Below are 22541 nucleotides of genomic sequence, written 5' to 3'. Positions count from 1 at the left end.
CCGTAACCGCAGACCTTAGGAAAAATTACCCAGCGCCGACAGCTCGCGTTCCAGCAGTTCGCTGTCGCCCAGATTCAACTCCACCAGACGCCGCAATAAGGAAATGCTGTCGATATCGATATGCGCACAGCGGAATCCGGCCAGATTGCCTTCCGTATGCGTTGCGACGATTTCCATCCGAATCACGGCTTCCGGCGACAATTCGAATGTCAGTTCATAAGACTGGTCGCTGATCTCGGCCAGCGGCGCAGACAGTTCCAATAAACAGCCGCGCAACGACAAATCGACAATCTTGCAGCTCTGAGACTGGCCGCCGGTCGCTGCCACTTGGGCGTCGGCATGATAGAAAATTCGGTGAAAGCGGCGTTTTTCTTCGGTTTTTTCGCTCATGCGCTTAATCCAGGAAAAATTGCATGGAAGTATGGTCGACCACGACCACGTCGTTGTTTTGCAAATGCACGGTACGATCGCCCAAAGGCTCATTGTTCACCGCAAGCCCGTCGTGACCCTGCAAGGCCGACAAATAGTAGCCGTCCTTGCGCCGGGCGATGACGACAATGCCAGCCCCCTCATGACCGAGCCGGGTCATGGCTTTTTTTAAAGGCAAGATACGGCCGATATGGACTCCGTTCAGAACTTGCAGGCTGGCGTCGGGCGTTTTTACCGTTTCCTCGAGTTTTTCGTTCAAGGCCTGGAGATCGGCATCGGTCGAATTCCCCAACGAACTGACCAGCACTGTTTCGGGAAACGCGTCGATCGTGTGGTACACGATGTAATGTTTGCCGATGTTGATGATGTCGTTGTTTTGCAAATGACATTCCTTGGTCGGCTGATTGTTCACCACCAGCGGAAACTTCTCGTTCATTTGCTTCATCACGCAACTGCCGTTTTTGATCACGACCACGGCATGCGCCGGCGCCACCGCCAAGCTATCCACCACCAAATCGTTGGTTTCGTCACGGCCGATACGGACGATGCCGGAATCAAAAACGCCTGTGTGGATTGCTTTATCTTTGAAGTAAACGGTAAATTTCGCCATCGCTGTTGGTTGGTAATTCCCTGCGCCCGGCTAGTAGTATAGCTACTAAAGCCAAGCTTGCAGATTAATCGAGATTAATTTCAAGTATCGACCAAACCGCACGCGCTAGCGGAAATTACTACAATGCCTGCAATCGAGTAAGCGGGTAAAGTTTCTGACGCCATCGCCGTACTGGTTTAGACTTTAGCGTAAACAGCCATCCGCAACGACCATGAATTCCACGACCGACGCCGCCTGTTTTGCCCAAGACATTTACATCGCCAGCCTCGACGAAGGTAACGGCAAAGCGCTGGTGATGCTGGCGATGATGGAAATGCTGTCCGGCCTGGCCGACAATATCGGCTTCTTCCGGCCGATTATCCACAGCACGCCGGATAAAGACGATTTAATCCAGTTCATCAGCCACCGCTACCCGGTCAACGTACCGCACACCGCGATGTACGGCTGTACCAGCGCCGAAGCCCGCGAATTGCTGGCCAGCGAACAATACGACGAACTGGTCAAAACCATTCTCGGCAAATTCCGGGCCTTGAAGCGGCAATGCCTGCACGTACTGTGCGTCGGCTCCGATTACAGCCACGGTAACGCGGTATTCGAATTCGACTTCAACGCCGACGTCGCCAATAACCTGGGCTGCTTGATCATGCCGGTGATTCAAGGCCAAAACCGCAGTAACGAACAACTGCTGAGCAGCATCGCCAGTTTGAAACACTCCTTGCACGAGAACGATTGCGAGCTGCTAGCCAGCGTCGTGATGGGCGTAGCCGGTAACCAATTGGCCGGCCTGCGCCACGACCTGAACTCCGCCAAGGATTTCCCGATTTACCTGGTCCCGGCCGAAGCCTCGCTGGAAAAACCCAGCGTCGGCAACATCGCCAAAGCCCTGGGTGCTAGAGTACTGTGCGGCGAGGCCGCGACGATGAGTCGCGAAGTCTACCACTACAAGGTTGCGGCGATGCTGATTCCGGATTTTCTGGATTACGTCGAAACCGGCGATCTGATCATCACCCCGGGCGATCGTTCCGACATCCTGCTCGCCAGCATCATGGCCTACAGTTCGGCCAGCTATCCGCAGATCGCCGGCTTGATTCTGACCGGCCACCAGCAACCGCCGCCGCAAGTGCAAAAACTGATCGACGGCCTGGGCGGCATCCCGTTCGCAGTGCTGGCGGTCGATTCCGATACCTTTACCACCGCGATGCAAGTCAGCCAGGTACCGGCCAGCTTGCATTCGCAGGATGAGCGCAAGATCGCCGCGGCCTTGGGCCTGATCGAAAGCAACATCAACATGGTCGAGCTGCGGCTGCGGTTGTGCAGCAAAGTCGGCCACAAAACCACGCCGCTGATGTTCGAATACGACATGCTGCAACGGGCCAAAGCCCGCAAGCAACACATCGTGCTGCCGGAAGGCAACGAGGAGCGGATTCTATTAGCCGCCGAAATTCTGCTGTTACGTGACGTGGCTAAAATCACGCTGCTGGGCAACGAGAGCGAGATTCGGCAAAAAATCCAGAGCATGGCGTTAAAGCTGGATGCGGTCAACATCATCGACCCGGTCAGCTCCGAACTGCGGCCGTTGTTTGCCGAAACCTATTACCAGGCGCGCAAACACAAATGCATCTTGTACGACACCGCTTACGACTTGATGGCCGACCCCAGCTATTTCGGCACCTTGATGATTCATCTGGGTTACGCCGACGGCATGGTCTCCGGCGCGGTGCATTCGACCCAACACACGATCCGGCCGGCCTTCGAGATTATTAAAACCAAACCCGGTGCGTCCATCGTCTCCAGCATCTTTTTCATGTGTCTGGAGGACCGGGTACTGGTCTACGGCGACTGCGCGGTGATTCCCAATCCGGACGCCGCCCAACTGGCGGACATCGCGATCAACGCCGCCGAAACCGCGCGCATATTCAATATCGAACCGCGCATCGCGATGCTGTCCTATTCAACCGGCGAATCCGGTAAGGGCGAAGCGGTGGACAAGGTGCGCGAAGCGGTGAAAATCGCCAAGGCGCTACGTCCGGATCTGCTGCTGGAAGGCCCGATGCAATATGACGCCGCCGTGGACGCCAGCGTCGCCAAAACCAAATTGCCGGACAGCCAGGTCGCCGGCCGCGCCACGGTATTCATCTTCCCGGACTTGAATACCGGCAACAATACCTACAAAGCGGTGCAGCGCTCGTCCGGCGCGATTGCGGTCGGCCCGATTCTGCAAGGCCTGAACAAGCCGGTCAATGACCTGAGCCGGGGCTGCACCGTCACCGACATCGTCAACACCGTGATTATCACGGCAATTCAGGCTCAGGAGGGCGGTAAATCATGTCCATAATTCGCAGCTGTTTTGCCCTGTTGCTGGCGTTGGCCGCCCCCCTGGCCGAAGCGGAAACCCGAGTCGCCGTGCTCGATTTCGAGTTAAAAGACCTGACGTTGGCGCCCGGCATCCCGGCCGAAATCGCCCGCACCGCCTCGATCAAGCCGTTACTGGCCAAGGAGTTACAATCGGCCGGTTACCAAATCGTCGAGATTCCGGCCGAATCGAGGAAAGCGGCGGACAGCGGCGTCGGTTACTTGTTCGACCACGCCGACGCCGCGGCGACCCTGGGCAAGGGCTTCGATGCCGATTACATTGTGGTCGGTCGCCTGCATAAGCCCAGCTTTCTGTTCGCCTACCTGATGGCGCATCTGATACGGGTAAGCGATGGCCGTTTGATCGGCGATTACATCACCGAATCCAAAGGCCCGAATGTCGGTCTGACCGGCAAAGCGGTAGAGAGCTTGACCTTGAAAATCGACCGGGATTTGGATAAGCGCTACTCGCCGCCTCCGCCGCAAAAACGGGTGATCGACTCCAAATGAAAATTCTGGTTCTAAACGCCGGCAGTTCGTCGCTGAAATACAGCCTGTTCGACATGGCCGGGCAAACCGCATTGCTAAGCGGCTTGATCGAGCGCATCGGCGAAGCCGGCGCCAGCCACCGCTTCCGGATCGGCGCATCCGATCCGCAGCAACAGTCATTGAACTGCGAGCATCACCGTGACGCGTTGCAGACTTTGTTCGGCCTGTTAACCGAAACGGTACTGCCGGACTTGAGGCAACTGGCCGCCGTCGGCCACCGCGTCGTCCACGGCGGCGAATTTTTCCGCGAACCGGCATTGATCGACCGTCAGGTCATCGCCCACATCACAGCGGCCAGTCCGTTGGCACCGCTGCACAATCCCGCCAACCTGCTGGGAATCGAAGCAACCTTGCAGCTATTGGACACGGTGCCGCAAGTTGCGGTGTTCGATACCGCCTTTCACCAGACGCTGCCGGACTACGCCTACCGCTACCCCTTACCCGGCCGTTTGTACACCGAGTACGGCGTGCGCCGCTACGGCTTCCACGGCACCTCGCACGCCTACGTTGCCAAGCAGGCGGCCCATTTCCTGGGCAAACCATTGGCCGACACTCACCTGATTACCTTGCACCTGGGCAACGGCGCCAGCGTCGCCGCAATTGCCGGCGGCATCAGCGTCGATACCTCAATGGGCATGACGCCGTTGGAAGGCTTGATGATGGGCAGCCGCTGCGGCGACATCGACCCGGCCATCGCCTTTTATCTGGCACGCACGCTGGGCATGGAACTGGATGCGATCGACCAGCTTTACAACAAAGCCAGCGGTTGCCTCGGCGTTTGCGGCGAAAACGACATGCGGGCGATCCATGCCAACGCCGAAGCGGGCGACGACTCGGCCAAGCTGGCATTGGCGATGTACGCCTACCGCATCAAGAAATACATTGGCGCCTATTGCGCAGTGCTGGGCCGGGTCGATGCGCTGGTATTCACCGGCGGCATCGGCGAGAACGACGTCTGGCTGCGCCAGACCTGCTGCGCCGGCCTGGCGGCCCTAGGCATCGCCGTCGACCCGGCGCTCAACGCCGCGCCGGCCAAACCCGCCGCAATCGTCAGTCCGCCGGACTCCGAGATTGCGGTCATGGTGATCGCGACCAACGAAGAGCTGGAAATCGCCTTGCAAACGGCGGAGTGTGTGGCGAAATCAGCCAATACCCCGGCCGTGGCCGTTCAATCGCCAGCCTCCGCGGCGCCGATAACGGAATGAAATTGCATAGCCGGACTGCGTAGACAGCGCCGACCTGATCTGCCTGAAGCGCCGGCAGCATACAGACTCAAGCTTCGCAGCAAGTGGCTTTGTTATAGTGTTGCAAAATCAATGGCAACAATATAACATTTTTGACCCGCTTTCCTGGTCCAACTCTGGTTATGAATAAATTGTCGCCCTTTCTGTTGCTGCTACCCGCCAGCCTGCTGCACGCGGAAACCCAAACGGACAACAAGCTGGACGAAATCATCGTCACGGCACCGCTGCCGGTCAGCAAAGCCGATGCCGGTTCTCCGGTCACCGTGTTGAGCGACGACGAATTGCGTCTGAAAACCGGTCACAGCATCGGCGATACATTGAAAAACGAGTTGGGCATTTCCAGCCAATCCTTCGGCCCCGGCGTCGGCACACCGGTCATCCGCGGCCAGGCCGGCCCGCGGGTGCGGGTATTGAATAACGGCATCGGCGCCAACGACGTCTCGGCCATCAGCCCGGACCACGCCACCAGCGTCGAACCTCTGCTGGCCGAACGCATTGAAGTCTTGCGCGGCCCGGCGACCTTGCTTTACGGCAGCGGCGCGATCGGCGGCGTGGTCAACGTCATCGACAACCGGATTCCGGGCAGGGCGTTCGATAAAGCTTTGAACGCGGCACTTGAACAACGCTTCGACTCGACCAGCGACGAAACCAGCACCACGATGAAGGTCGAAGGCAGCAAGGATCACATCGCCTACCACGTGGACGGCTTTTATCGCCACCGCAACAACATGGACATTGGCGGCCAAGCCATCGATACCGCCAAAATCGCCCTCAACGATGCGGAGCTGGCCGAGGAAATCGTCGACAACCCGCGCGGCTATTTAAACAACACCGGCGCCGAAGCCATCAGCGGTTCGGCCGGCTTGTCCTGGATCGACGACTTCGGCTTCGCCGGGGTATCGATCAACAATCTGAACAACAACTACGGTGTCGCCCCGGACGGTACCGGCGAGGAAATCGTGCGGATTGCGATGCGGCAGAATAAGTACGACTTCAAAAGCGAGATTGTTAAGCCGTTCGCCTTTGCCAAAGCCTTGCGTACCCGGCTGGGTTATACCGACTACGAACACTATGAAATCGCCAACGGCGAGGTCGGCGCCCATTTCAGCAACCAAAGCTACGAAGGCCGACTGGAACTGGCCCACGAAGATATTGGCCCGTTGCGCGGCGTGGTCGGTTTTCAAGCCCAGTCCAGCGACTTTCTCGGCCTGCACATGCACGGCCACGAACACGCCGGCGGCGAGCCGGAAATCGAAGCCATCGTCCCCCGCTCGAACATCCAGAGTTACGGCGTATTTGCCGTGGAATCCTTCGATGCCGGCCCGGTCACTTACCAGTTGGGCACACGGGTCGAACAAACCGACATTCGCCCGGACAGCATGGACGGCTTCAGCTACACGCCAGTCAGTGCCTCGGCGTCGGCACTCTGGAAATTGGACCCGCACAACAGCTTCAATCTGGCCGTGACCCGATCCTCCCGGGCACCGCAAGTGCAGGAATTGCTTTCCGACGGCTTCCACCACGCCACCCGAAGCTGGGAGCGCGGCAGCACCGCCTTGAAAGAGGAAACTTCGTATAACCTGGACTTGGGCTATCGCTTCAAGGCAGACTGGATGCGAGCGGAGTTGGATTTGTTCCACAACTGGGCCAGCGATTACATCTACCAGCGCCGCACCGGCGAATTCCTCGACGAAGAGGGCGACAGCGACCACTGTGGTACCGAACACTGCGTACCGGTCCTGCAAAGCAGCCAACAGGACGCCATTTTCAAAGGCTACGAAGCCAAGCTGATTTTCCCGATGCTGGAAAACCATTTCGGCCTGCTGGAACTGACTTTGTTCAGCGATTACACCCGCGGCCAATTCGTGAATGGCGGCGACGTGCCGCGCATGCCGCCGCTGCGTTACGGCCTGCAGCTGGACTACAACCGGGACAAACTCTCCAGCTACCTGCGCCTGACTCGGGCCGACGACCAAGCCCATGTCGGCGAGTTCGAGACCTCGACTGCCGGTTACTATCTGCTCAATGTCGGCGTCAATTACCAGATCAAAGCCGCCAGCGACGCCAAACTGATGGTGTTCGCCAAAGGCAACAACCTGCTGGACCAAAACATCCGCAACGCCACTTCGTACCTGCGCAATTTCGCGCCGGAAGCGGGACGCGGCGCCGAAGTTGGGTTTCGGTTGAGCTATTAAACCCAAGCCCGTTAACAAAGGCGCGCCGGAAAACGCGCCTTTTTTTGAAATTCCAATTGTTATAATATAACATCTACACCCATGACACCGAATCCATCCGCCGCATCCAAATTACCTGTCACCGTGTTGTCCGGCTTTCTCGGCGCCGGCAAAACCACGCTGCTGAATCATATTCTCAATAACCGCGAAAACCGGCGGGTGGCGGTGATCGTCAACGACATGAGCGAAGTCAACATCGACGCCGCGCTGGTCAAAAACGAGGTGCAACTGAATCGTGGCCAGGAAAAACTGGTCGAAATGAGCAACGGGTGTATTTGCTGCACCCTGCGAGAGGACTTGCTGATCGAGGTCGGCAATCTGGCTAGGGACGGCCACTTTGATTATCTGGTGATCGAATCCACCGGCATCGCCGAGCCGCTGCCGATCGCCGAAACCTTCACCTTTCGCGACGAAACCGGCGCCAGCCTGGCCGACATCGCCCGACTGGATACCATGGTAACCGTGGTAGACGCGGTCAACTTCATGCGCAACTACCAGGAAGCCCTGAGTCTGAAGGAAGCCGGCGAGGCTTTAGGCGAAGACGACGAGCGCAATGTCGCCGACCTGCTGGTCGATCAAATCGAATTCGCCAACGTGATCCTGATTTCCAAGATCGATCTGATCAGCAGTGACGAAATCGTCAACCTCAAGGCCATCTTGCACAGCCTGAATCCCGACGCCGAAATCGTGCCGATAGTCATGGGTCAAGTCGACCTCGGCAAAGTATTGAATACCGGGCTATTCGATTTTGAAAAAGCCGAACAGGCACCCGGCTGGCTCAAGGAATTGCGCGGCGAGCATGTTCCCGAGACGGAAGAATACGGCATCAGCAGCTTTGTCTACGCTGCCCGCCGCCCTTTCCACCCAACACGCTTCTACCGGCATTTGCACGAAGGCGAGTGGGAAAACGGCACCCTACTGCGCTCCAAAGGCTTTTTTTGGCTGGCTTCCAGACCAGAGCACGCCGGCAACTGGTCGCAAGCCGGCGGCATCATGCGCCACGGTCTGGCCGGACGCTGGTGGGCGTCGGTGCCGGAGGATCAATGGCCGGAAGAGTACCTGGAAGACATTCGCGAACATTGGCAAGAACCCTATGGCGATTGCCGCCAGGAGCTGGTGTTCATCGGCCAAAACGTCGATGCCGAACAAGTCTGTCGCGAACTCGATGCCTGCCTGCTAAACGACGCGGAATTGGCGGCAGGACCGACGGCTTGGCGCCAATACTCAGACCCGTTTCCGCTTTGGTTCGCGGAATGACGCGCAACCTAACGGTTCCACCCGCCGGCGATGCAATTCGTTTTGCCGGCCTACTTTTTGGACTTTTGCCTTGGAGGGCAATACCATGAAAAAAAACCAGCTGTTATCGGTCGCCCTGATTGGCATGGGGTTGACTGTATCCGCTCAGTCTCAAGCTCACGAAAGCGGTCTGGCCGGCTATTACATCGGCATCGACGGCAGAGCTGGCATCACCTCGGGTACTTACAACGGTCTTGCCAATCCCAATTACGGCAATCTGACCTTGCTGTTAAACCACGGCGACCACTACCACGGCATCGGCGCCTACGCATACAGTGGCCCGGCAGGATCGCCAACGACCAACGACACCAATACCAACAACCGCGTTCCGGAAATTTCCTCGCTGGATGCGCCATTGGCGCTGAATTGGGGCAGCGGCAGCCTGTATAGCGGCAAACTTACGTCCCAAAACAATTCGTCGGAAGACTACGGTAACCTGACCTTCGCCAAGGTAGACAGTTTGGCCGGACACGAAACCGGCAGCGAAGAACAAATCCTGTTCAGCAGCAGCGGCAACCGCTGGTCGACCTTGTTGGGCAATACTGCTATCGGCTTGCAACTGATTTCCGCCACCGCCGGTTTGTTCGTCGGCGACCACCAAACCGCCAATCTGTTTGCCAACGGCGACACCATCAGCCTGGATAGCTTTCTCGACGATGGCTTCGCGCCGATCTTCTGGACTGCCGCCAACATTCCGGCCGGCACTTATACGGCGGAATTTCGTCTGGTCGGCCTGAATGACGCCAGCATCAATTCCGGCCGTTTCTATTTCGACTTCGCCCCGGTAGCAGTGCCGGTGCCGACGGCAGCCTGGCTGTTCGGCTCCGGCCTGATCGGATTGCTGGGATTGAAACGCAAAGCTAAGCCGCTGTCGGCATAATCCCGATGCAACGCCGTGTTAGCTTGCCCAAGGGTGAGATTGCGGCGTCGGCCAGTAGCGGCAGCCGATTCTCCTGTTCGCTTGCTGGCACCGACTTGCCGCCGTCGCATCGCGACGGCGGCATTCTCGGCTGATTATCTCGACACGCGATGGATTAGAACATGGTCGATACCGACACTTACCTGCATCTAATTGGGCTGGAAGTGCTGGCCATCCTGGGGATAACCATGGCTTTGCAGAGTGAAAAAACGGCGAAACGGGCACTGTCCGGCGCATTTTTGCTCGTGCTCGGCATCCTGTTAGCCCATTTTGTTTCACATATCCTGCCCGACCGTTTCGCTCATTTCGTCTACGGCACGCATCGCGAATACCGATCCTTACCGCGCCAGGAGTAACGCCGCCATGACTATTTATCTCGCCACCATCGCCGCCAGTCTCGCCGTCAGCTTGTGCTCGTTGTCCAGCGCCTTCGCGCTATGGCTGCCCGCGGAAACCTTGAAACGCATCGTACCGTTTCTGGTGGCGCTGGCGGTCGGCGTGTTGCTCGGCGACGCCTTCATTCATCTGATTCCGGATGCGGTCGCCCGCCACGGCTCGGTCAGCGACGTGTGTTTGACCGTGCTGGTCGGCGTGTTCGGCTTTTTCGTGCTGGAAAAACTGGTGCGCTGGCGCCACGACCACAACGTCGATACCCGGCCCGGCGCCGAGATTTTACCGCTGGCGAAAATGAACCTGATCGGCGACGCCATCCACAATTTCGTGGACGGCATTTTGATCGCCGGCAGTTTTCTGGCCGACCCGATATTGGGATGGACCACCACGCTGGCCATCGTCGCCCACGAAGTGCCGCAGGAACTCGGCGATGTCGGCGCCTTGCTGCGCGGCGGCTACCGGCCCCGGCAAGCGGTGCTGTACAACTTCTACTGCTCGCTTAGCGTACTGCCGGGTGCCTTGTTCACACTGCTGCTCAGCCAAGTCGCCGAATCGTCCTTGCTGGTGTTGCTGCCGGTGGCCGCCGGCGGCTTTATCTACATCGCCGCTTCGGATCTGATCCCGGTGTTGCACGAGCGTTCCAGCTTCCGCCATCTCGGCGGCCAAAGCGCCTCGTTCGCGCTCGGCATTGCCTTCATGCAAGGCATCGTCCTGTTCGAACAATCCCTGTTAACCCCTTAAGGAGCTCCCATGTTTTCTCGCGTGCCTCTTGCCCAGCCTGCCGCCGCGCCGGCGCTATTTTCCGGCCCATTCCGGTCGCTGGCGATACGTCCCGCCACCAAAACCGTGATTTCCAACCGCTTCGCCGATTTGGCGCGGATTTACGAGGACGACGTCAACCTGTGTCTGATCGAGCGGCCGCTGCCGCGCGACATCGAGACCTTCGTATATGCCGCGCTGACCGGTAAGGTCGGCGTGGAACTCAGTGCCCTGGTCGATCCCGAACGTTACGACTTCGACCGGCTCTGGCCGCAAGCGGCGCAATTGTCCGGTTACCGAGCCTGGCTGGACGACCTGCGACTGCTGACCGCCGCCTTCTGCGAACTGTTCGGCCAGCGCGAGGCCGGCCTGCGCCTGCGCACCCTGGACAAGGCCATGTGTCCGCGGTTTCACGTCGATAGAGTGCCGGCCCGGCTGATTTGTAGCTACGGCGGCATCGGCACCGAATGGCTGCCCGAATACGCCGTTGACCGCACCAAGCTGGGCATGGGCGCTTGCGGCCAGCCCGACGACTGCTCCGGCCTGATTGCCGATCCGACCGCGATTCAGCAAATGCCGGCCTATGCGGTGGGACTGATGAAGGGCGAACATTGGGAAGGCAACGAGGGCCACGGCTTGGTGCACCGCTCGCCGGCCCCGACCGCGGTGCAGCCGCGCCGGCTGTTGTTGACCTTGGATATGTTGTAAAGCGTAGGGCATGCGTCCGTAGCCTTTGAGCATCAATTCATCCGTAACCTTGAACATGTTACGCGATGCGTATCCCCCAATGTCGCCAGGCTTAACCGGTCATCCCGAGTTTGTCGAAGGACGAATGGTTAAGCCTTAACTTAATGCCACTGGTGCGTACCCCCACATGCTGATCAAACTCCACAACGGATCGATTTACGATCCCAGCCAAAACCTGCACGGCCAAGCCGGCGACCTGTTCATCCGCGACGGCGTGATCGTCGCCGATCCCGGCCCGGATGCCCGTCTCGACGCAGTTTACGACGCGACAGACAAGATTGTGATGGCCGGAGCCATCGACATCCACAGCCACATCGCCGGCGGTAACGTCAACACTGCCCGGCTGTTGCTGCCTGAGCAGCACCGCAACCATATGGCACGGCGGCTGAATCACCCTTTTTCCACCGCCAAATGGTCCAGCACCGACACCGGCTACCGCTACGCCCGCATGGGCTACACCACCGTGGTCGAGCCGGCGATGCTGCCGGTCGGCGCCTTGGACGTACACCTGCAAATGGCCGATATTCCGATTCTGGATACCGCCGCGTTGGCGATACTCGGTAATGACGATTTACTGCTGCGCTTGATGCGGGCCAAGGCCGGCCAGAACCAGATCAACGATTACGTGGCCTGGACTTTGAACGCCACCCGCGCCCTGGGTCTGAAAATCATCAACGCCGGCGGCGCCAACGCCTTTAAAAGCAACGTCCGCCAGTTCGGTTTGGACGATATCGTGCCGGATTACGGCGTCAGCTCACGGCAGATTTTGCAAACCCTGCAAACGGCCGTGCATCAGCTCGGCGTGCCGCATCCACCGCACGTTCACTGCAACAACCTGGGCATTCCCGGCAACGTCGATACCATCGTCGCGACCATGGAAGCCGCGCAAGGCCTGCCGATGCATCTGGCCCACGTCCAGTTTTACGCTTACGGCACGGAAGGCGCCAAAGGCTTTTCCTCGGCGGCAGCCAAGCTGCTGGAGGCCTTCAACCGCCACCCCAACATCACCATGGACGTCGGCCAAGTGTTGTTCGGCCAAACGGTGACCATCTCCGGCGACGTTATCGCTCAATATAGCCGCCACGCCGACGCCAGCCCGAGCAAATATGTCATGTGGGACGCCGAAACCGAAGGCTCCGGCGGCGTGGTGCCTTACCGCTACCGCGAAGCCAGCTTCGTCAACACCCTGCAATGGGCGATTGGTTTGGAACTGTTTTTACTGGCCGAGGCGCCGGAGCGCCTGTTCTTCACCACCGACCATCCCAACGGCGCGCCCTTCACCGCTTACCCGGAACTGCTGCGTTTGCTGATGGACGCCGATTATCGACAACAATGTATGGCGCGCTTGAACCAGGAGGCCTTGGCGTTAACCTTGTTGCCGGGCCTGAAACGCGAATTGAGCCTGAGCGAAGTTGCAACCATGACCCGCTCCGCCGCCGCCAAATTGTTGGGTCTCAACGATCGCGGCCATCTCGCCCCCGGCGCCGTGGCCGACGTTGCCGTGTACGATCCGGGCCAGCACGCTGGCGCTCGCCCCGACTACCGGGCCGTCTTCGCCGACGCGGCCTTGCTGTTCAAAAACGGCCAGCTGGTGGTGAAGGACGGCCAAATTCTCGACCGCCCGGCCGGCTTGGCGCAAACCGTCGCCCCGGTCTACGACGCCGGCATCGCCCGCACCGTCAAACACCACTTCGATCGCTTCTACAGCCTGAAACTCGGCCAATACGCGGTCAACGACGCCGACTTCGGCGAGCGGCCCAGGTTTAAGGTGCATGACTGACAATATCGAATGCAGGCTGGAGAGAGTGAAACGAAACCCAGCATTGAAAGCCTATCCGCTGGGTTTCGTTTCGCTCTACCCAGCCTGCAAAACACCACAAAACCGTAACAGCCATTAAAACCCATGATCCCCATCGAAGACATCCAAGCCCGTGCCGACAGTCGCCGCATCGCCATCGACAAAGTCGGCATCAAAGACATCCTGCATCCGGTGCGGGTCAAAGACCGGAGCTGCGGCGAACAACATACCGTGGCTCGTTTTGATATGTACGTGAATCTGCCGCACGACTTCAAGGGCACCCACATGTCGCGCTTCGTGGAAATTTTGAATAGCCACGACCGGGAGATCAGCATTGCCTCGTTTCCGGTCATGCTGCAGGAAATGCTACAGCGACTGGAAGCCCAATCCGGCTATATCGACATGCGCTTTCCCTACTTTGTCGAAAAAGCCGCGCCGGTCAGCGGCGTACGCAGTCTGTTGGATTATCAGGTCAGCTTCATCGGCGAAATCGACAGCAACGGCTGCCGGATCAAAGTCAAAATCGTAGTGCCGGTCACCAGCCTGTGCCCCTGTTCCAAGGAAATTTCCGAGCGCGGCGCCCACAACCAGCGGTCGCATGTGACGATTACCGTGGCAGCCAGCGAATTTATCTGGCTTGAAGAGCTGATTGCGCTGGTCGAAGCCGAAGCCTCGTCGCCAATCTACGGCTTGCTGAAACGACCGGACGAAAAATACGTCACCGAATACGCCTACGACCACCCCAAATTCGTCGAGGACATGGTGCGCGACGTCGCCGCCCGGCTGGACGCCGACCCGCGCATCGGCGCCTACACAGTGGAATCGGAAAACTTCGAGTCGATACACAACCATTCCGCGTATGCCCGCATCGAACGACTAACCCATCCTTAGCGCTAAGGACCACGGCTATGGCCGCTGCCGAGACATATCGGTTTATGGTTTGCTAATACTGAACTCGGCAGAGCACAAGATGAATTGAGGCAAATTCCCGATTGCATCGCATATCAGTAATGTTATATTGTTGCATCGTGAGACACCTCACACTTCCTCGTATTTTTTGTCAGGTTTTTATTTTTGTTTTAAGGAGATCGTTCATGCGTAATCAATGGATAGCACCAATTTTGGCACTGGGTTTGAGCTTGAATTTAACCGCGGCGTCGGCCGCCGACCAACACGACGGCGACATTCAGCCCTGGAAAGCCAATGGTCAAATCTTCGTCAACGGCGATTGGTTCGAAGCCGATTTCGGCGATTTGTCGGGCGGACTTTACCGCACCGACGATCCGGGCTACGACGCCAACACCGCATTGGGCGCCTTCGGTGCCGGCAACTGGTTATGGTTTAGCGGCCTGGGCAATTTGAAAGTCTGGGACGGCAGTATCTGGTCGAACTCGGCACCTAACGGCGAGCATATCGAAGTCTCCGATGCCTTGGGTAACGTCACCACGTTCACCACATCCGGCGTGCAAAACGGCCCCGGCGTGATCGGCCAATTCGGCAATACCGGCGACATCCACGAACACCTGGACATGGCCATCCGCAACGCTTCCAATGCCCTGGGAGGCAGCGTCGGCGCCTACTGGATCACCCTGCAATTGTTCGAAACCTTACCGAACAGCACCACACCGGTCTCAACCGCATCCACACCGTTCCACATAGTATTCAACCGCGGACTGACCCACGACGCCTTCGAAACGGCCGTATCGGCTGCCGCAGCAGTACCTCTGCCCGGCGCGGCTTGGCTGTTCGCTCCGGCAATCGCCGGCCTGGTGGGTTTCGGCCGCCGCAAATCGGCCGCGTGAACCAAGCAAACACGCAGCAGCGTTGTCGGGCTATGCAAGCCCGGCAACGCGTTTGCGACATGGAACAATGCAACATTCTCGATGAAAGCACACGCTTTAGGACTACTGTGGCTGGCGGCATCCGCTGCATTGCCGGCCGCGGCAACGGACAAACCGGATCCGGTCTCGGCCGCTGCGGCAGAACCGGAAACGGAATTGGAGGCAGTAGAAGTCACTGCCGACGCCCCCAAACAACGCATCACGCCCAGCTTCAGCTCGATTAAAGGCGACGCGCTCAAATTGCAGCAAGCCGACAATCTGGGCCAAACCCTGCAAAACCAGATGGGCGTGGCCAATGCCTCGTTCGGCCCCGGCGTGGGCCTGCCGGTGATTCGCGGCCTGACCGGTTCGCGGGTCAGAATCATGCAGGACGGCATCGGCAGCCACGACGCGTCGTTTCTCAGCCCCGACCACGCCAGCGCCATCGAGCCGCTGTTCGCCGAACAAATCGAGGTCGCGCGCGGTGCCGACACCATCCGCTACGGCGGCAACGCCATCGGCGGCATGGTCAACGTCAAGGACAACCGCATCCCCGAGCGGGTGCCGGAACGCTTGCTGCAAGGCGCGCTGGAACAGCGCTTCGATACCAACGCCGACGGCACCAACGCCGGCTTCAAACTGGATTTGGGCCGGGACCAGCTCGCGTTCAAAATCGGCGGTTTTCACCGCAACCGCAACGACACCGAAATTCCCGGCGAAGCCATCGCCGCCGACGCGGTCCGCGAACAATTCGGCCTGAGCAAGATTCTGAACGCCCGCGGCACCATCCCCAATACCGACAGCGAGAGCGTCGGCGGTTTTCTGGGTGCCTCCTGGCTGGGCGATCACGGCATGGCCGGCATGTCGGTCGGCCACTTCACCAACCGCTACGGCATCCCGAAAGGCAGCCACGGCGTCGACGCAAGCAGCCTGGACGGTCTGGAACTGATCCTGCCGGACATCGACCCGGCCTTGCTGGAGCAGTTCGCCGACATTCTCAGCATGGAAGCCCTGAACCCCGACATTCGGATCGACATGCGCCAGACCCGCTACGACTTCAAAAGCGAATGGTACGCGCCGGTACGCGGTATCGACAAAGCCGCGTTCCGCTACGGTCTGGTCGACTACATTCACACCGAATGGGAAGGCCGACTGCCTTTTACCACCTTCAACAATCAGGTCGGCGAGGGCCGCTTCGAGATCGAACACCATTTTCTGGAACCCTGGTCCGGCACCCTGGGCGCCCAATGGCAGGATCGCTATTTTTCGGCGCTGGGCGTAGAAACCTTCGTCCCACCCACCAACGGCGACACGCTGGGCCTGTTCAGCCTGCAAAAGCTGAAATTCGGCGAGTGGCAATTCGAACTGGGTTTGCGTACCGAACGCAGCCGTATCAATCCAACGGCGACGCAACTGGCCTTTCCGGCTCCACCGGGACAAGTGCCGATCTACTCGGCCGTGGCCTTGCCGGACTCGCTGAATTTCCGCGCCGACTCGGTCTCGCTGACCACTAGTTGGCAAGCCACGACAGAAGCCACACTGAGCCTGTCCTTGAGCCGCTCCAAGCGCTCGCCCGATATCCAGGAATTGCTGGCGCTGGGCCCGCACTTGTCGACCCGCAACTTCGAGATCGGCAATGTGCGTCTCGGCAACGAGACCTCTAATCTGGCCGACCTGGGCCTGGATTGGCATAGCCAAAGGCTGGCGGCGAAATTCAACGCCTACGCCAACTGGACCGAAAATTATATTTACCAGAAGCGCCAGCCCGAGGTTTTTTACAATTACCACGAAGCCCAGTTCTACCCGGCCTGCGTCAACCTGATCGAGTGTCTGCCGGTCTACGCCTACAACCAGCGCGACGCCTTATTCCTGGGGTACGAAGCCGAAGCCCAGACCACCCTGGCCGATACCCGCTTCGGCCAATTGAAGCTGACCCTGTTCTCCGATTTCGTCCGCGGCCGATTTGTCGATGATGACGTGCCGCGCCTGCCGCCGCTGCGGCTGGGCGCGGAAATCGGCTTCGGCGACCAGCGCTGGAACGCCGCGCTACGTTACACCAGGGGCCAAATGCAAAACCGGCCGGGCAACGACGAGACCGCCACCCCAGGCTACCACTTGCTCAACGCCTCCGCCGATTACCACTGGCGCGGCCTGGAGCCGCTGGATCTGTGGCTGTTCGCCAAAGCCAACAACCTGCTCAACGAAGAAATCCGCAGCTCGGTCTCGTTTTTACGCAACTTCGCGCCGGAGCCGGGCCGCAGCGTCGTGCTCGGCTTCCGCGCCACGTTCTAGCGACAACACCCTTGTTTCAGTCAACCCTACCGCCATCCAGGAGTTAAACCCATGCCAGCTTCGATACAGCGATCATTCTTAACCACCCGCCCATGGCTCCCCGCTCTGCCCTTGCTGCTCGCTTTGTCCGCGCCGGCACAAGCGGTGCATCTGGACGTGGAAATCTGGGGCGACGGCAATGCGATGCAAGCCGGCTTCTGCCGCACGCCGGGCGCGGTCGGCTGCGATCTGGCGCAACTGGTCGCCGGCCTCAACTTGCCGCCGAACACCCTACCGATCGAAGGCGCCACCGGCCAAATGGTGTTTTTGAGCGATTTCCGCGACTTTTCCGGCGGCCCGAACAAAACCCCCAATCCCGGCTTCCAAGCCGTGCAAAACATGTTGAATCCGGCCGAACTGGTGCGCTACCGGGCCATCGGCAAATTGCGCTACTGGAGCACTGCCGCCGGCGCCTGGGCCGACGCGCCCGGCAACGTCCGCATCAAATTGGCCGGCGGTATCGATCCGGCCACGGTCATCACCGATTACAACCAATGCGGCGGCCAACTGTTCTGTTTCACACCCGGCAGCGGCCAGGAAAGCTTCACCTTCTTTTCCGGTAACGGCATCGGCGGCAAAGCCGAAATGATCGTCGACGCCGCCAATAACCAGGGCAGCCTGCACACTCATTTAAACTTCTTTCTGGAAAGCGCGATCGGCGTGGCCGGCGGCCCGGTCGGCGCCTATTTGGTGGAGCTACAAGTCACCTCCAACCAGCGCAGCCAAGCCTCCGAACCGTTTTACGTGCTGTTCAACGCCGGCCTGAGCGCCGCCGATTATTCCGCCGCCCTGCTCGATCTGGTCGACACCCTGCCCCCGCCCCCGCCGCCGCAATTGCTGCCAAAAGCCAATGCCGGCGCCGATCGGGTGATCCGCCTGAACAGCAGCGTCGGCCTGAACGGCAGCGCCAGCAGCGATCCGCAACCCGGCCCGAGTCCACTCAGCTACGCCTGGCAGCAAACTCAAGGCCCGGCCGTGACCCTGGTCGGTTCCGCGACCGCGACGCCGAGCTTCCTGCCGCTTAAAACCGGCAATTACACCTTCAAACTGACGGTAAGCGACGGCGCCAATCCCGGCTATGACGAAGTCACCTTCAGCGTGCCGGCCTTGGGCGACATCGATCTGGACGGCGATATCGACCGGATCGACATCGCGCTGATTCTGGCCGCAGCCAGTAAAAGCCCGCAGGCGACCGCCAACGACGTCCGCGACCTGGACGGCAACGGCACCATCAACGTCCAGGACGGCAAGCTGGCCCAAGCCCGCTGCACCCTGCGCCTGTGCTTCCCGACCCGCCGTTAACCACGCCCCTTGAACGGAGACTACCGATGTCCGCTACAGCCAAATTGAACTACCCGGTGCCGGTCACCATCCTCACCGGCTTTCTCGGCGCCGGCAAAACCACGCTGCTGAACCGCATACTCACCGAACACCACGGCCGCCGTATCGCCGTGATCGAAAACGAATTCGGCGAAACCGGTATCGACAACGAACTGCTGGTACAAGCCGACGAACAAATCGTGACCATGAACAACGGCTGCATCTGCTGCACCGTGCGCGGTGACTTGGTGCGCATCCTCGGCGAATTGTCGGAGCGACGTGAAACCGGCGACATTCACTTCGAGCGGGTCATCATCGAAACCACCGGCCTGGCCGATCCGGCCCCGGTGGCGCAAACCTTCTTCATCGAAGCGGACATCGCCGAAAACTATAAATTGGATGCCATCGTCACCGTGGTCGATGCGGTGCATGCTCATCAACAATTGCAGGAACACCACGAAGCCCAGGAGCAAGTCGGCTTTGCCGACCGCATCCTGTTGTCGAAAACCGATTTGCAGGAAGCCGAAGTGGTTGCCGATCTGGAAACCCGCTTGCGGGCGATGAACCCCAGGGCACCGATCAAGCGCGTGCATTTCGGCGCCACCGAGCTGCACGACATCCTCGACATCGACGGCTTCAACCTGGACGACATTTTGAAAATCGAACCGGATTTTCTGGAAGACGTCAGCCACGAACACGAAGACGACATCAGTTCGTTCGTGTTCCGCACCGCGCGCGAACTGGACGCCGCGCGCATCCTGGCCTTTCTGGACATCATGGTGCGCGACTACGGCAACGACCTGCTACGCTACAAAGGCATTTTGAATATTGCCGGCTGCGACAAAAAAGTCATCTACCAAGGCGTGCACATGCTGATGACCGAAAGCTTCGGCAACCCTTGGCAGCCCGACGAAAACAAAGAATCGAATCTGGTTTTCATCGGCCGCAATTTGCCGCGGGAAGACATGTTGGCCGCGTTGGAATCTTGCCAAGTACCGGCTTGACGGAACCGCCACCGGAGCGCACGAAGGCTTGAATCCAAAGCCCTTAGCTTAGTCAGCCCGGCTGGAAAAATACCGCCATGGATGGCGTAACAGATTCCATATCCCTGTGAACGGGTGACCGCGAGCGCCGGCCCGGCGCCATGCTAAACTCGCATCCCGAGCGTCATTAACTCGTCAGGATCGAACATGACCACCGTGCGCACCAGCCATAGCCACCCATTGCAAATCGCCGAAGTCCGGGCCAGCCCGGCCCACGGCCGGATCGGCATTACCTTTTGTCCCGGCAAACACGACCGTTTCGCCCATACCGGCGCCTGGGAGCGCGACCTGGGCATCGATCTGGACGCCATCGCCGCCTGGGGCGCCAAGCTGGTGCTGACCCTGGTCGAACCGGCGGAATTGATCGCCCTGAAGGTGCCGCAACTGGGCCACGAAATCAAACGCCGCGGCATCGACTGGCGGCATCTGCCGATCGCCGACTTTTCGGTACCTGGCCACGATTTCGAGCAGCAATGGGCAAGCCACGGCCGGGACATCCGCCAACTATTGCGCAGCGGCGGCGACGTGTTGGTGCACTGCAAAGGCGGCCTGGGCCGGGCCGGCATGATCGCCGCCCGGCTGCTGGCGGAACTGGGCATGCCGCCGGACGCTGCCATTCAAACCGTGCGCGGCGCGCGTAAAGGCGCGATCGAAACCCCGGCGCAACTGGCCGTGGTCCGCCGCACCCTGCCCATTCCCTAAGCCGGTACATGGCGATCAGCACGGATTTGCCGGCCATCGACACCGCCGCGCTGCAACGGGTGGGCGGACCACTGGGCAGCAACCCGGCCGGCATCTTTCAAGACCCATCCGGCAAGCGCTACTACGTCAAGACGCTGGAATCGGCAGCCCACGCCCGCAACGAATGGCTAGCCGCCCAGCTCTATCAACTGGCCGGCGCGCCGACCTTGACTTACGTCGCCACACGGGCGCCGGACCAGATTGCCACCGAGTGGCTCGCACTCGACAAGAAATGCGTCGCCCATCTCGATGCCGACGAACGCCGACAGGCGCAACGCTGGTTCGGCGTCCACGCCTGGACCGCCAACTGGGACGCCGCCGGCTACCACGGCGACAACCAGGGCGTGGCCGCCGGCCGAGTGCTGACGCTGGACCTGGGCGGTGCACTGGCCTTCCGCGCCCAAGGCGACCCAAAAGGCAAAGCCTTCGCCGACCGGGTCGCCGAACTCGATCAATTACGACAGGACACCGACAACCCGCACGCCGTCGCGCTGTTCGGCGGCATGACGCCGGCTGATATCGCCGCCGCGATTCGGGTGGTTACGCAGATTGCCGACGAATCTATACGCCAAACCGTCCTCGAACACGGCGGCACGCTCAACCTGGCGGAAAAACTGATCGCCCGCAAAGCGGATATGGCCGGACGTTTGCCTGACTGGAATTGACGCGGCTAATTAAACGGGTCGTTAGCGAAATTCGGCGGCAACACTACAAGCTCGGATCGCCATCCGTATCGGATTCAGGAGCGTCGTCCCCAACCAACACCGTCCGGCCGTCCTGCCAAATCACCGCATAATGGCCCAAGCGACGTTTGCGTTCCAAGGTTTGCTCGGCGGTTTGGCGGAGGCATTCCAGGATAGCGAAGGCGTCAGGTATTGCGGTTGGCTTGTCGGGTCTGTTCATTGGTTAGACTGATTCAAAAAATCGGGTTAGTATCGCTGAAACCGGTTCGCCGGATGAATCTAACCGACAGAGTTTTCAGACCTGCTTAGTTTATTTCAAACCCCGATTTTACCGATGCAAAAACGATATCCAGAAAGAAAACATGATGTTCATCAATGCGTCGCCTTATCGCCGCGCATATTCCAGAAGATATACCGTTAACTATCTAATTCCTAGTTAGGCTGCATGACGAACCACGACGCACTACTTCCTTTTGATGGAATCGAGCTGGACGGACTCCAGTTCGCGGCCAAAGCCTACGAACTGTTCGAACGAGTCCGGCAAGCACCTGACGGAACAACACGCCTGCGGCTTCGCCCATCGCTCGTTGAGAAGCGATTGCTTGAAGAACTGCTCCCAATCGCAGCCTACGTTCAGCGTCACTATCGTGCCGGCCGATACATCCACGTTCGGTGGCACAGCGGGAGCCAGCCCTTTGATGCTGAACTACGTCAATACGGCTCCTACGTAGACCACGGCTATTTCCCGTCGATCGCATTCCTGGAAGTTACGAATGTCGTACACCCCAAAGAGCATATGCAGCGCGAGCATCTGGAGAAAAAGGGTGGCACGTTCGGGCTTGAAGGAATTCGCCGACTTCCAGGCGGTGAGCTCATATCTGAACCTGTCGTGTACAACGGCCAAGACTTCGTTGAGTACTTCGGAACGCTCATAGTCAAGGAAATTGAGAAGAAGACAGCAAAGCGTTATCCCGATAACACCAGTCTCGTTGTCCAGTGCATCCTCAATAACCTTTACACACCAAACGACTGGGACCTACTAATGACGCGAGTCATGGATTCGGTCTCTAGAAGCGTGTTCCGTGAGGTGTTCTTTCACGATCCGACGCAAAACTACATGTTCACCGGCCACGCCAGAAAATGATGCCTAACCCCTCCGTCAAGGCGACGTCCACAAGTGACGTAGGCCTGAATAAGCGCCATCGTTTCCGGCAAGGTCTAACTCACCGGCAAAGTTAAGCATCGCGTGGTAGCCACCACCGTAAGTTGGGTA

General features: G+C 59.2%; 22 protein-coding genes. 19 read left to right on the top strand and 3 right to left on the bottom strand.

The genetic code is table 11. From position 1 onward, the window contains the following. Window positions 1–15: 15 nt before the first annotated feature. Together AC0IM9_RS03445 and AC0IM9_RS03440 are read right to left on the bottom strand one after the other, a co-directional pair. A complete protein-coding gene (locus AC0IM9_RS03445; RefSeq protein WP_278211176.1) occupies window positions 16–390 on the bottom strand; it encodes a PilZ domain-containing protein in 375 nt (124 codons plus the stop codon). A 4-nt stretch (window positions 391–394) separates the two neighbouring features. Continuing rightward, the gene (locus AC0IM9_RS03440; protein WP_482803067.1) at window positions 395–1039 is read right to left on the bottom strand and encodes an FHA domain-containing protein; all 645 of its coding nucleotides are present in this window, start codon (window positions 1037–1039) and stop codon (window positions 395–397) included. Window positions 1040–1250: 211 nt separating this feature from the next. Here AC0IM9_RS03440 and pta point away from each other — a divergent pair, with 211 nt between their 5' ends. From pta to AC0IM9_RS03350, 18 genes are all read left to right on the top strand, one after another. After that, window positions 1251–3374 carry a phosphate acetyltransferase gene (gene pta, locus AC0IM9_RS03435; protein WP_482803066.1) on the top strand — a complete coding sequence of 708 codons (2124 nt, stop codon included), beginning with the start codon at window positions 1251–1253 and terminating at the stop codon, window positions 3372–3374. Further along, on the top strand, window positions 3365–3901 hold the full coding sequence (locus tag AC0IM9_RS03430) for a DUF2380 domain-containing protein (RefSeq protein ID WP_278211174.1): 537 nt from the start codon (window positions 3365–3367) through the stop codon (window positions 3899–3901). Before pta ends, AC0IM9_RS03430 begins: the two co-directional genes overlap by 10 nt. Beyond that, window positions 3898–5145: an acetate/propionate family kinase gene (locus AC0IM9_RS03425; RefSeq protein ID WP_482803065.1), complete on the top strand. Its 1248-nt coding sequence runs from the start codon at window positions 3898–3900 to the stop codon at window positions 5143–5145. Before AC0IM9_RS03430 ends, AC0IM9_RS03425 begins: the two co-directional genes overlap by 4 nt. A gap of 161 nt (window positions 5146–5306) precedes the next feature. Then, on the top strand, window positions 5307–7379 hold the full coding sequence (locus AC0IM9_RS03420; RefSeq protein WP_482803064.1) for a TonB-dependent receptor: 2073 nt from the start codon (window positions 5307–5309) through the stop codon (window positions 7377–7379). 81 nt (window positions 7380–7460) lie between these two features. Then, entirely contained in the window at window positions 7461–8675 is a 1215-nt protein-coding gene (zigA, locus tag AC0IM9_RS03415; protein ID WP_482803063.1) for a zinc metallochaperone GTPase ZigA, read from the top strand. A gap of 85 nt (window positions 8676–8760) precedes the next feature. Then, the gene (locus AC0IM9_RS03410; protein WP_482803062.1) at window positions 8761–9594 is read left to right on the top strand and encodes an all3515 family Zur-repressed PEP-CTERM protein; all 834 of its coding nucleotides are present in this window, start codon (window positions 8761–8763) and stop codon (window positions 9592–9594) included. A gap of 5 nt (window positions 9595–9599) precedes the next feature. Continuing rightward, window positions 9600–9728 carry a hypothetical protein gene (locus tag AC0IM9_RS03405; protein ID WP_482803061.1) on the top strand — a complete coding sequence of 43 codons (129 nt, stop codon included), beginning with the start codon at window positions 9600–9602 and terminating at the stop codon, window positions 9726–9728. 27 nt (window positions 9729–9755) lie between these two features. Further along, window positions 9756–9989, top strand: a complete 234-nt coding sequence (locus AC0IM9_RS03400) for a hypothetical protein (protein ID WP_278211167.1) — start codon at window positions 9756–9758, stop codon at window positions 9987–9989. A 7-nt stretch (window positions 9990–9996) separates the two neighbouring features. Further along, window positions 9997–10767 carry a ZIP family metal transporter gene (locus AC0IM9_RS03395; protein ID WP_278211166.1) on the top strand — a complete coding sequence of 257 codons (771 nt, stop codon included), beginning with the start codon at window positions 9997–9999 and terminating at the stop codon, window positions 10765–10767. 9 nt (window positions 10768–10776) lie between these two features. After that, window positions 10777–11493 carry a DUF1826 domain-containing protein gene (locus tag AC0IM9_RS03390; protein ID WP_140911062.1) on the top strand — a complete coding sequence of 239 codons (717 nt, stop codon included), beginning with the start codon at window positions 10777–10779 and terminating at the stop codon, window positions 11491–11493. Between the two features lie 166 nt (window positions 11494–11659). After that, the gene (locus AC0IM9_RS03385; protein ID WP_482803060.1) at window positions 11660–13312 is read left to right on the top strand and encodes a formylmethanofuran dehydrogenase subunit A; all 1653 of its coding nucleotides are present in this window, start codon (window positions 11660–11662) and stop codon (window positions 13310–13312) included. A gap of 123 nt (window positions 13313–13435) precedes the next feature. Further along, window positions 13436–14221: a GTP cyclohydrolase FolE2 gene (folE2, locus tag AC0IM9_RS03380; protein ID WP_482803059.1), complete on the top strand. Its 786-nt coding sequence runs from the start codon at window positions 13436–13438 to the stop codon at window positions 14219–14221. 203 nt (window positions 14222–14424) lie between these two features. After that, the gene (locus tag AC0IM9_RS03375) at window positions 14425–15132 is read left to right on the top strand and encodes a hypothetical protein (RefSeq protein WP_482803058.1); all 708 of its coding nucleotides are present in this window, start codon (window positions 14425–14427) and stop codon (window positions 15130–15132) included. Between the two features lie 81 nt (window positions 15133–15213). Then, on the top strand, window positions 15214–17442 hold the full coding sequence (locus AC0IM9_RS03370; protein ID WP_482803057.1) for a TonB-dependent receptor: 2229 nt from the start codon (window positions 15214–15216) through the stop codon (window positions 17440–17442). A gap of 51 nt (window positions 17443–17493) precedes the next feature. Beyond that, entirely contained in the window at window positions 17494–18783 is a 1290-nt protein-coding gene (locus AC0IM9_RS03365; RefSeq protein WP_482803056.1) for a PKD domain-containing protein, read from the top strand. 26 nt (window positions 18784–18809) lie between these two features. Further along, window positions 18810–19805, top strand: a complete 996-nt coding sequence (locus AC0IM9_RS03360) for a CobW family GTP-binding protein (protein WP_482803055.1) — start codon at window positions 18810–18812, stop codon at window positions 19803–19805. Window positions 19806–19991: 186 nt separating this feature from the next. Continuing rightward, window positions 19992–20546 (top strand): cyclin-dependent kinase inhibitor 3 family protein, encoded by a 555-nt coding sequence (locus tag AC0IM9_RS03355; RefSeq protein ID WP_482803054.1) that lies wholly within the window; start codon window positions 19992–19994, stop codon window positions 20544–20546. An 8-nt stretch (window positions 20547–20554) separates the two neighbouring features. Then, the gene (locus tag AC0IM9_RS03350; protein WP_482803053.1) at window positions 20555–21250 is read left to right on the top strand and encodes a hypothetical protein; all 696 of its coding nucleotides are present in this window, start codon (window positions 20555–20557) and stop codon (window positions 21248–21250) included. 43 nt (window positions 21251–21293) lie between these two features. On the opposite strand, the gene AC0IM9_RS03345 is transcribed toward AC0IM9_RS03350, so the two are convergent. After that, window positions 21294–21488, bottom strand: coding sequence for a hypothetical protein (locus tag AC0IM9_RS03345; RefSeq protein WP_140911009.1), 195 nt, complete (start codon window positions 21486–21488; stop codon window positions 21294–21296). A 225-nt stretch (window positions 21489–21713) separates the two neighbouring features. Here AC0IM9_RS03345 and AC0IM9_RS03340 point away from each other — a divergent pair, with 225 nt between their 5' ends. Further along, window positions 21714–22412 (top strand): hypothetical protein, encoded by a 699-nt coding sequence (locus AC0IM9_RS03340; protein WP_445371250.1) that lies wholly within the window; start codon window positions 21714–21716, stop codon window positions 22410–22412. Window positions 22413–22541 lie beyond the last annotated feature (129 nt).

It is taken from the genome of Methylomonas sp. Uni0011 (assembly GCF_056850255.1).
The sequence above is the reverse complement of the archived record's forward strand: the minus strand, read 5'-3'. Positions and strand labels throughout refer to the sequence as shown.

Coding starts and splice junctions, on each gene's coding strand:
- AC0IM9_RS03365 (WP_482803056.1), top strand. CDS start 17,494: ATGCCAGCTTCGATACAGCGATCATTCTTAACCACCCGCCCATGGCTC.
- AC0IM9_RS03375 (WP_482803058.1), top strand. CDS start 14,425: ATGCGTAATCAATGGATAGCACCAATTTTGGCACTGGGTTTGAGCTTG.
- AC0IM9_RS03350 (WP_482803053.1), top strand. CDS start 20,555: ATGGCGATCAGCACGGATTTGCCGGCCATCGACACCGCCGCGCTGCAA.
- AC0IM9_RS03400 (WP_278211167.1), top strand. CDS start 9,756: ATGGTCGATACCGACACTTACCTGCATCTAATTGGGCTGGAAGTGCTG.
- AC0IM9_RS03390 (WP_140911062.1), top strand. CDS start 10,777: ATGTTTTCTCGCGTGCCTCTTGCCCAGCCTGCCGCCGCGCCGGCGCTA.
- AC0IM9_RS03430 (WP_278211174.1), top strand. CDS start 3,365: ATGTCCATAATTCGCAGCTGTTTTGCCCTGTTGCTGGCGTTGGCCGCC.
- pta (WP_482803066.1), top strand. CDS start 1,251: ATGAATTCCACGACCGACGCCGCCTGTTTTGCCCAAGACATTTACATC.
- AC0IM9_RS03360 (WP_482803055.1), top strand. CDS start 18,810: ATGTCCGCTACAGCCAAATTGAACTACCCGGTGCCGGTCACCATCCTC.
- AC0IM9_RS03355 (WP_482803054.1), top strand. CDS start 19,992: ATGACCACCGTGCGCACCAGCCATAGCCACCCATTGCAAATCGCCGAA.
- folE2 (WP_482803059.1), top strand. CDS start 13,436: ATGATCCCCATCGAAGACATCCAAGCCCGTGCCGACAGTCGCCGCATC.
- AC0IM9_RS03405 (WP_482803061.1), top strand. CDS start 9,600: ATGCAACGCCGTGTTAGCTTGCCCAAGGGTGAGATTGCGGCGTCGGCC.
- AC0IM9_RS03340 (WP_445371250.1), top strand. CDS start 21,714: ATGACGAACCACGACGCACTACTTCCTTTTGATGGAATCGAGCTGGAC.
- AC0IM9_RS03425 (WP_482803065.1), top strand. CDS start 3,898: ATGAAAATTCTGGTTCTAAACGCCGGCAGTTCGTCGCTGAAATACAGC.
- AC0IM9_RS03420 (WP_482803064.1), top strand. CDS start 5,307: ATGAATAAATTGTCGCCCTTTCTGTTGCTGCTACCCGCCAGCCTGCTG.
- AC0IM9_RS03445 (WP_278211176.1), bottom strand. CDS start 390: ATGAGCGAAAAAACCGAAGAAAAACGCCGCTTTCACCGAATTTTCTAT.
- zigA (WP_482803063.1), top strand. CDS start 7,461: ATGACACCGAATCCATCCGCCGCATCCAAATTACCTGTCACCGTGTTG.
- AC0IM9_RS03345 (WP_140911009.1), bottom strand. CDS start 21,488: ATGAACAGACCCGACAAGCCAACCGCAATACCTGACGCCTTCGCTATC.
- AC0IM9_RS03385 (WP_482803060.1), top strand. CDS start 11,660: ATGCTGATCAAACTCCACAACGGATCGATTTACGATCCCAGCCAAAAC.
- AC0IM9_RS03370 (WP_482803057.1), top strand. CDS start 15,214: ATGAAAGCACACGCTTTAGGACTACTGTGGCTGGCGGCATCCGCTGCA.
- AC0IM9_RS03410 (WP_482803062.1), top strand. CDS start 8,761: ATGAAAAAAAACCAGCTGTTATCGGTCGCCCTGATTGGCATGGGGTTG.
- AC0IM9_RS03395 (WP_278211166.1), top strand. CDS start 9,997: ATGACTATTTATCTCGCCACCATCGCCGCCAGTCTCGCCGTCAGCTTG.
- AC0IM9_RS03440 (WP_482803067.1), bottom strand. CDS start 1,039: ATGGCGAAATTTACCGTTTACTTCAAAGATAAAGCAATCCACACAGGC.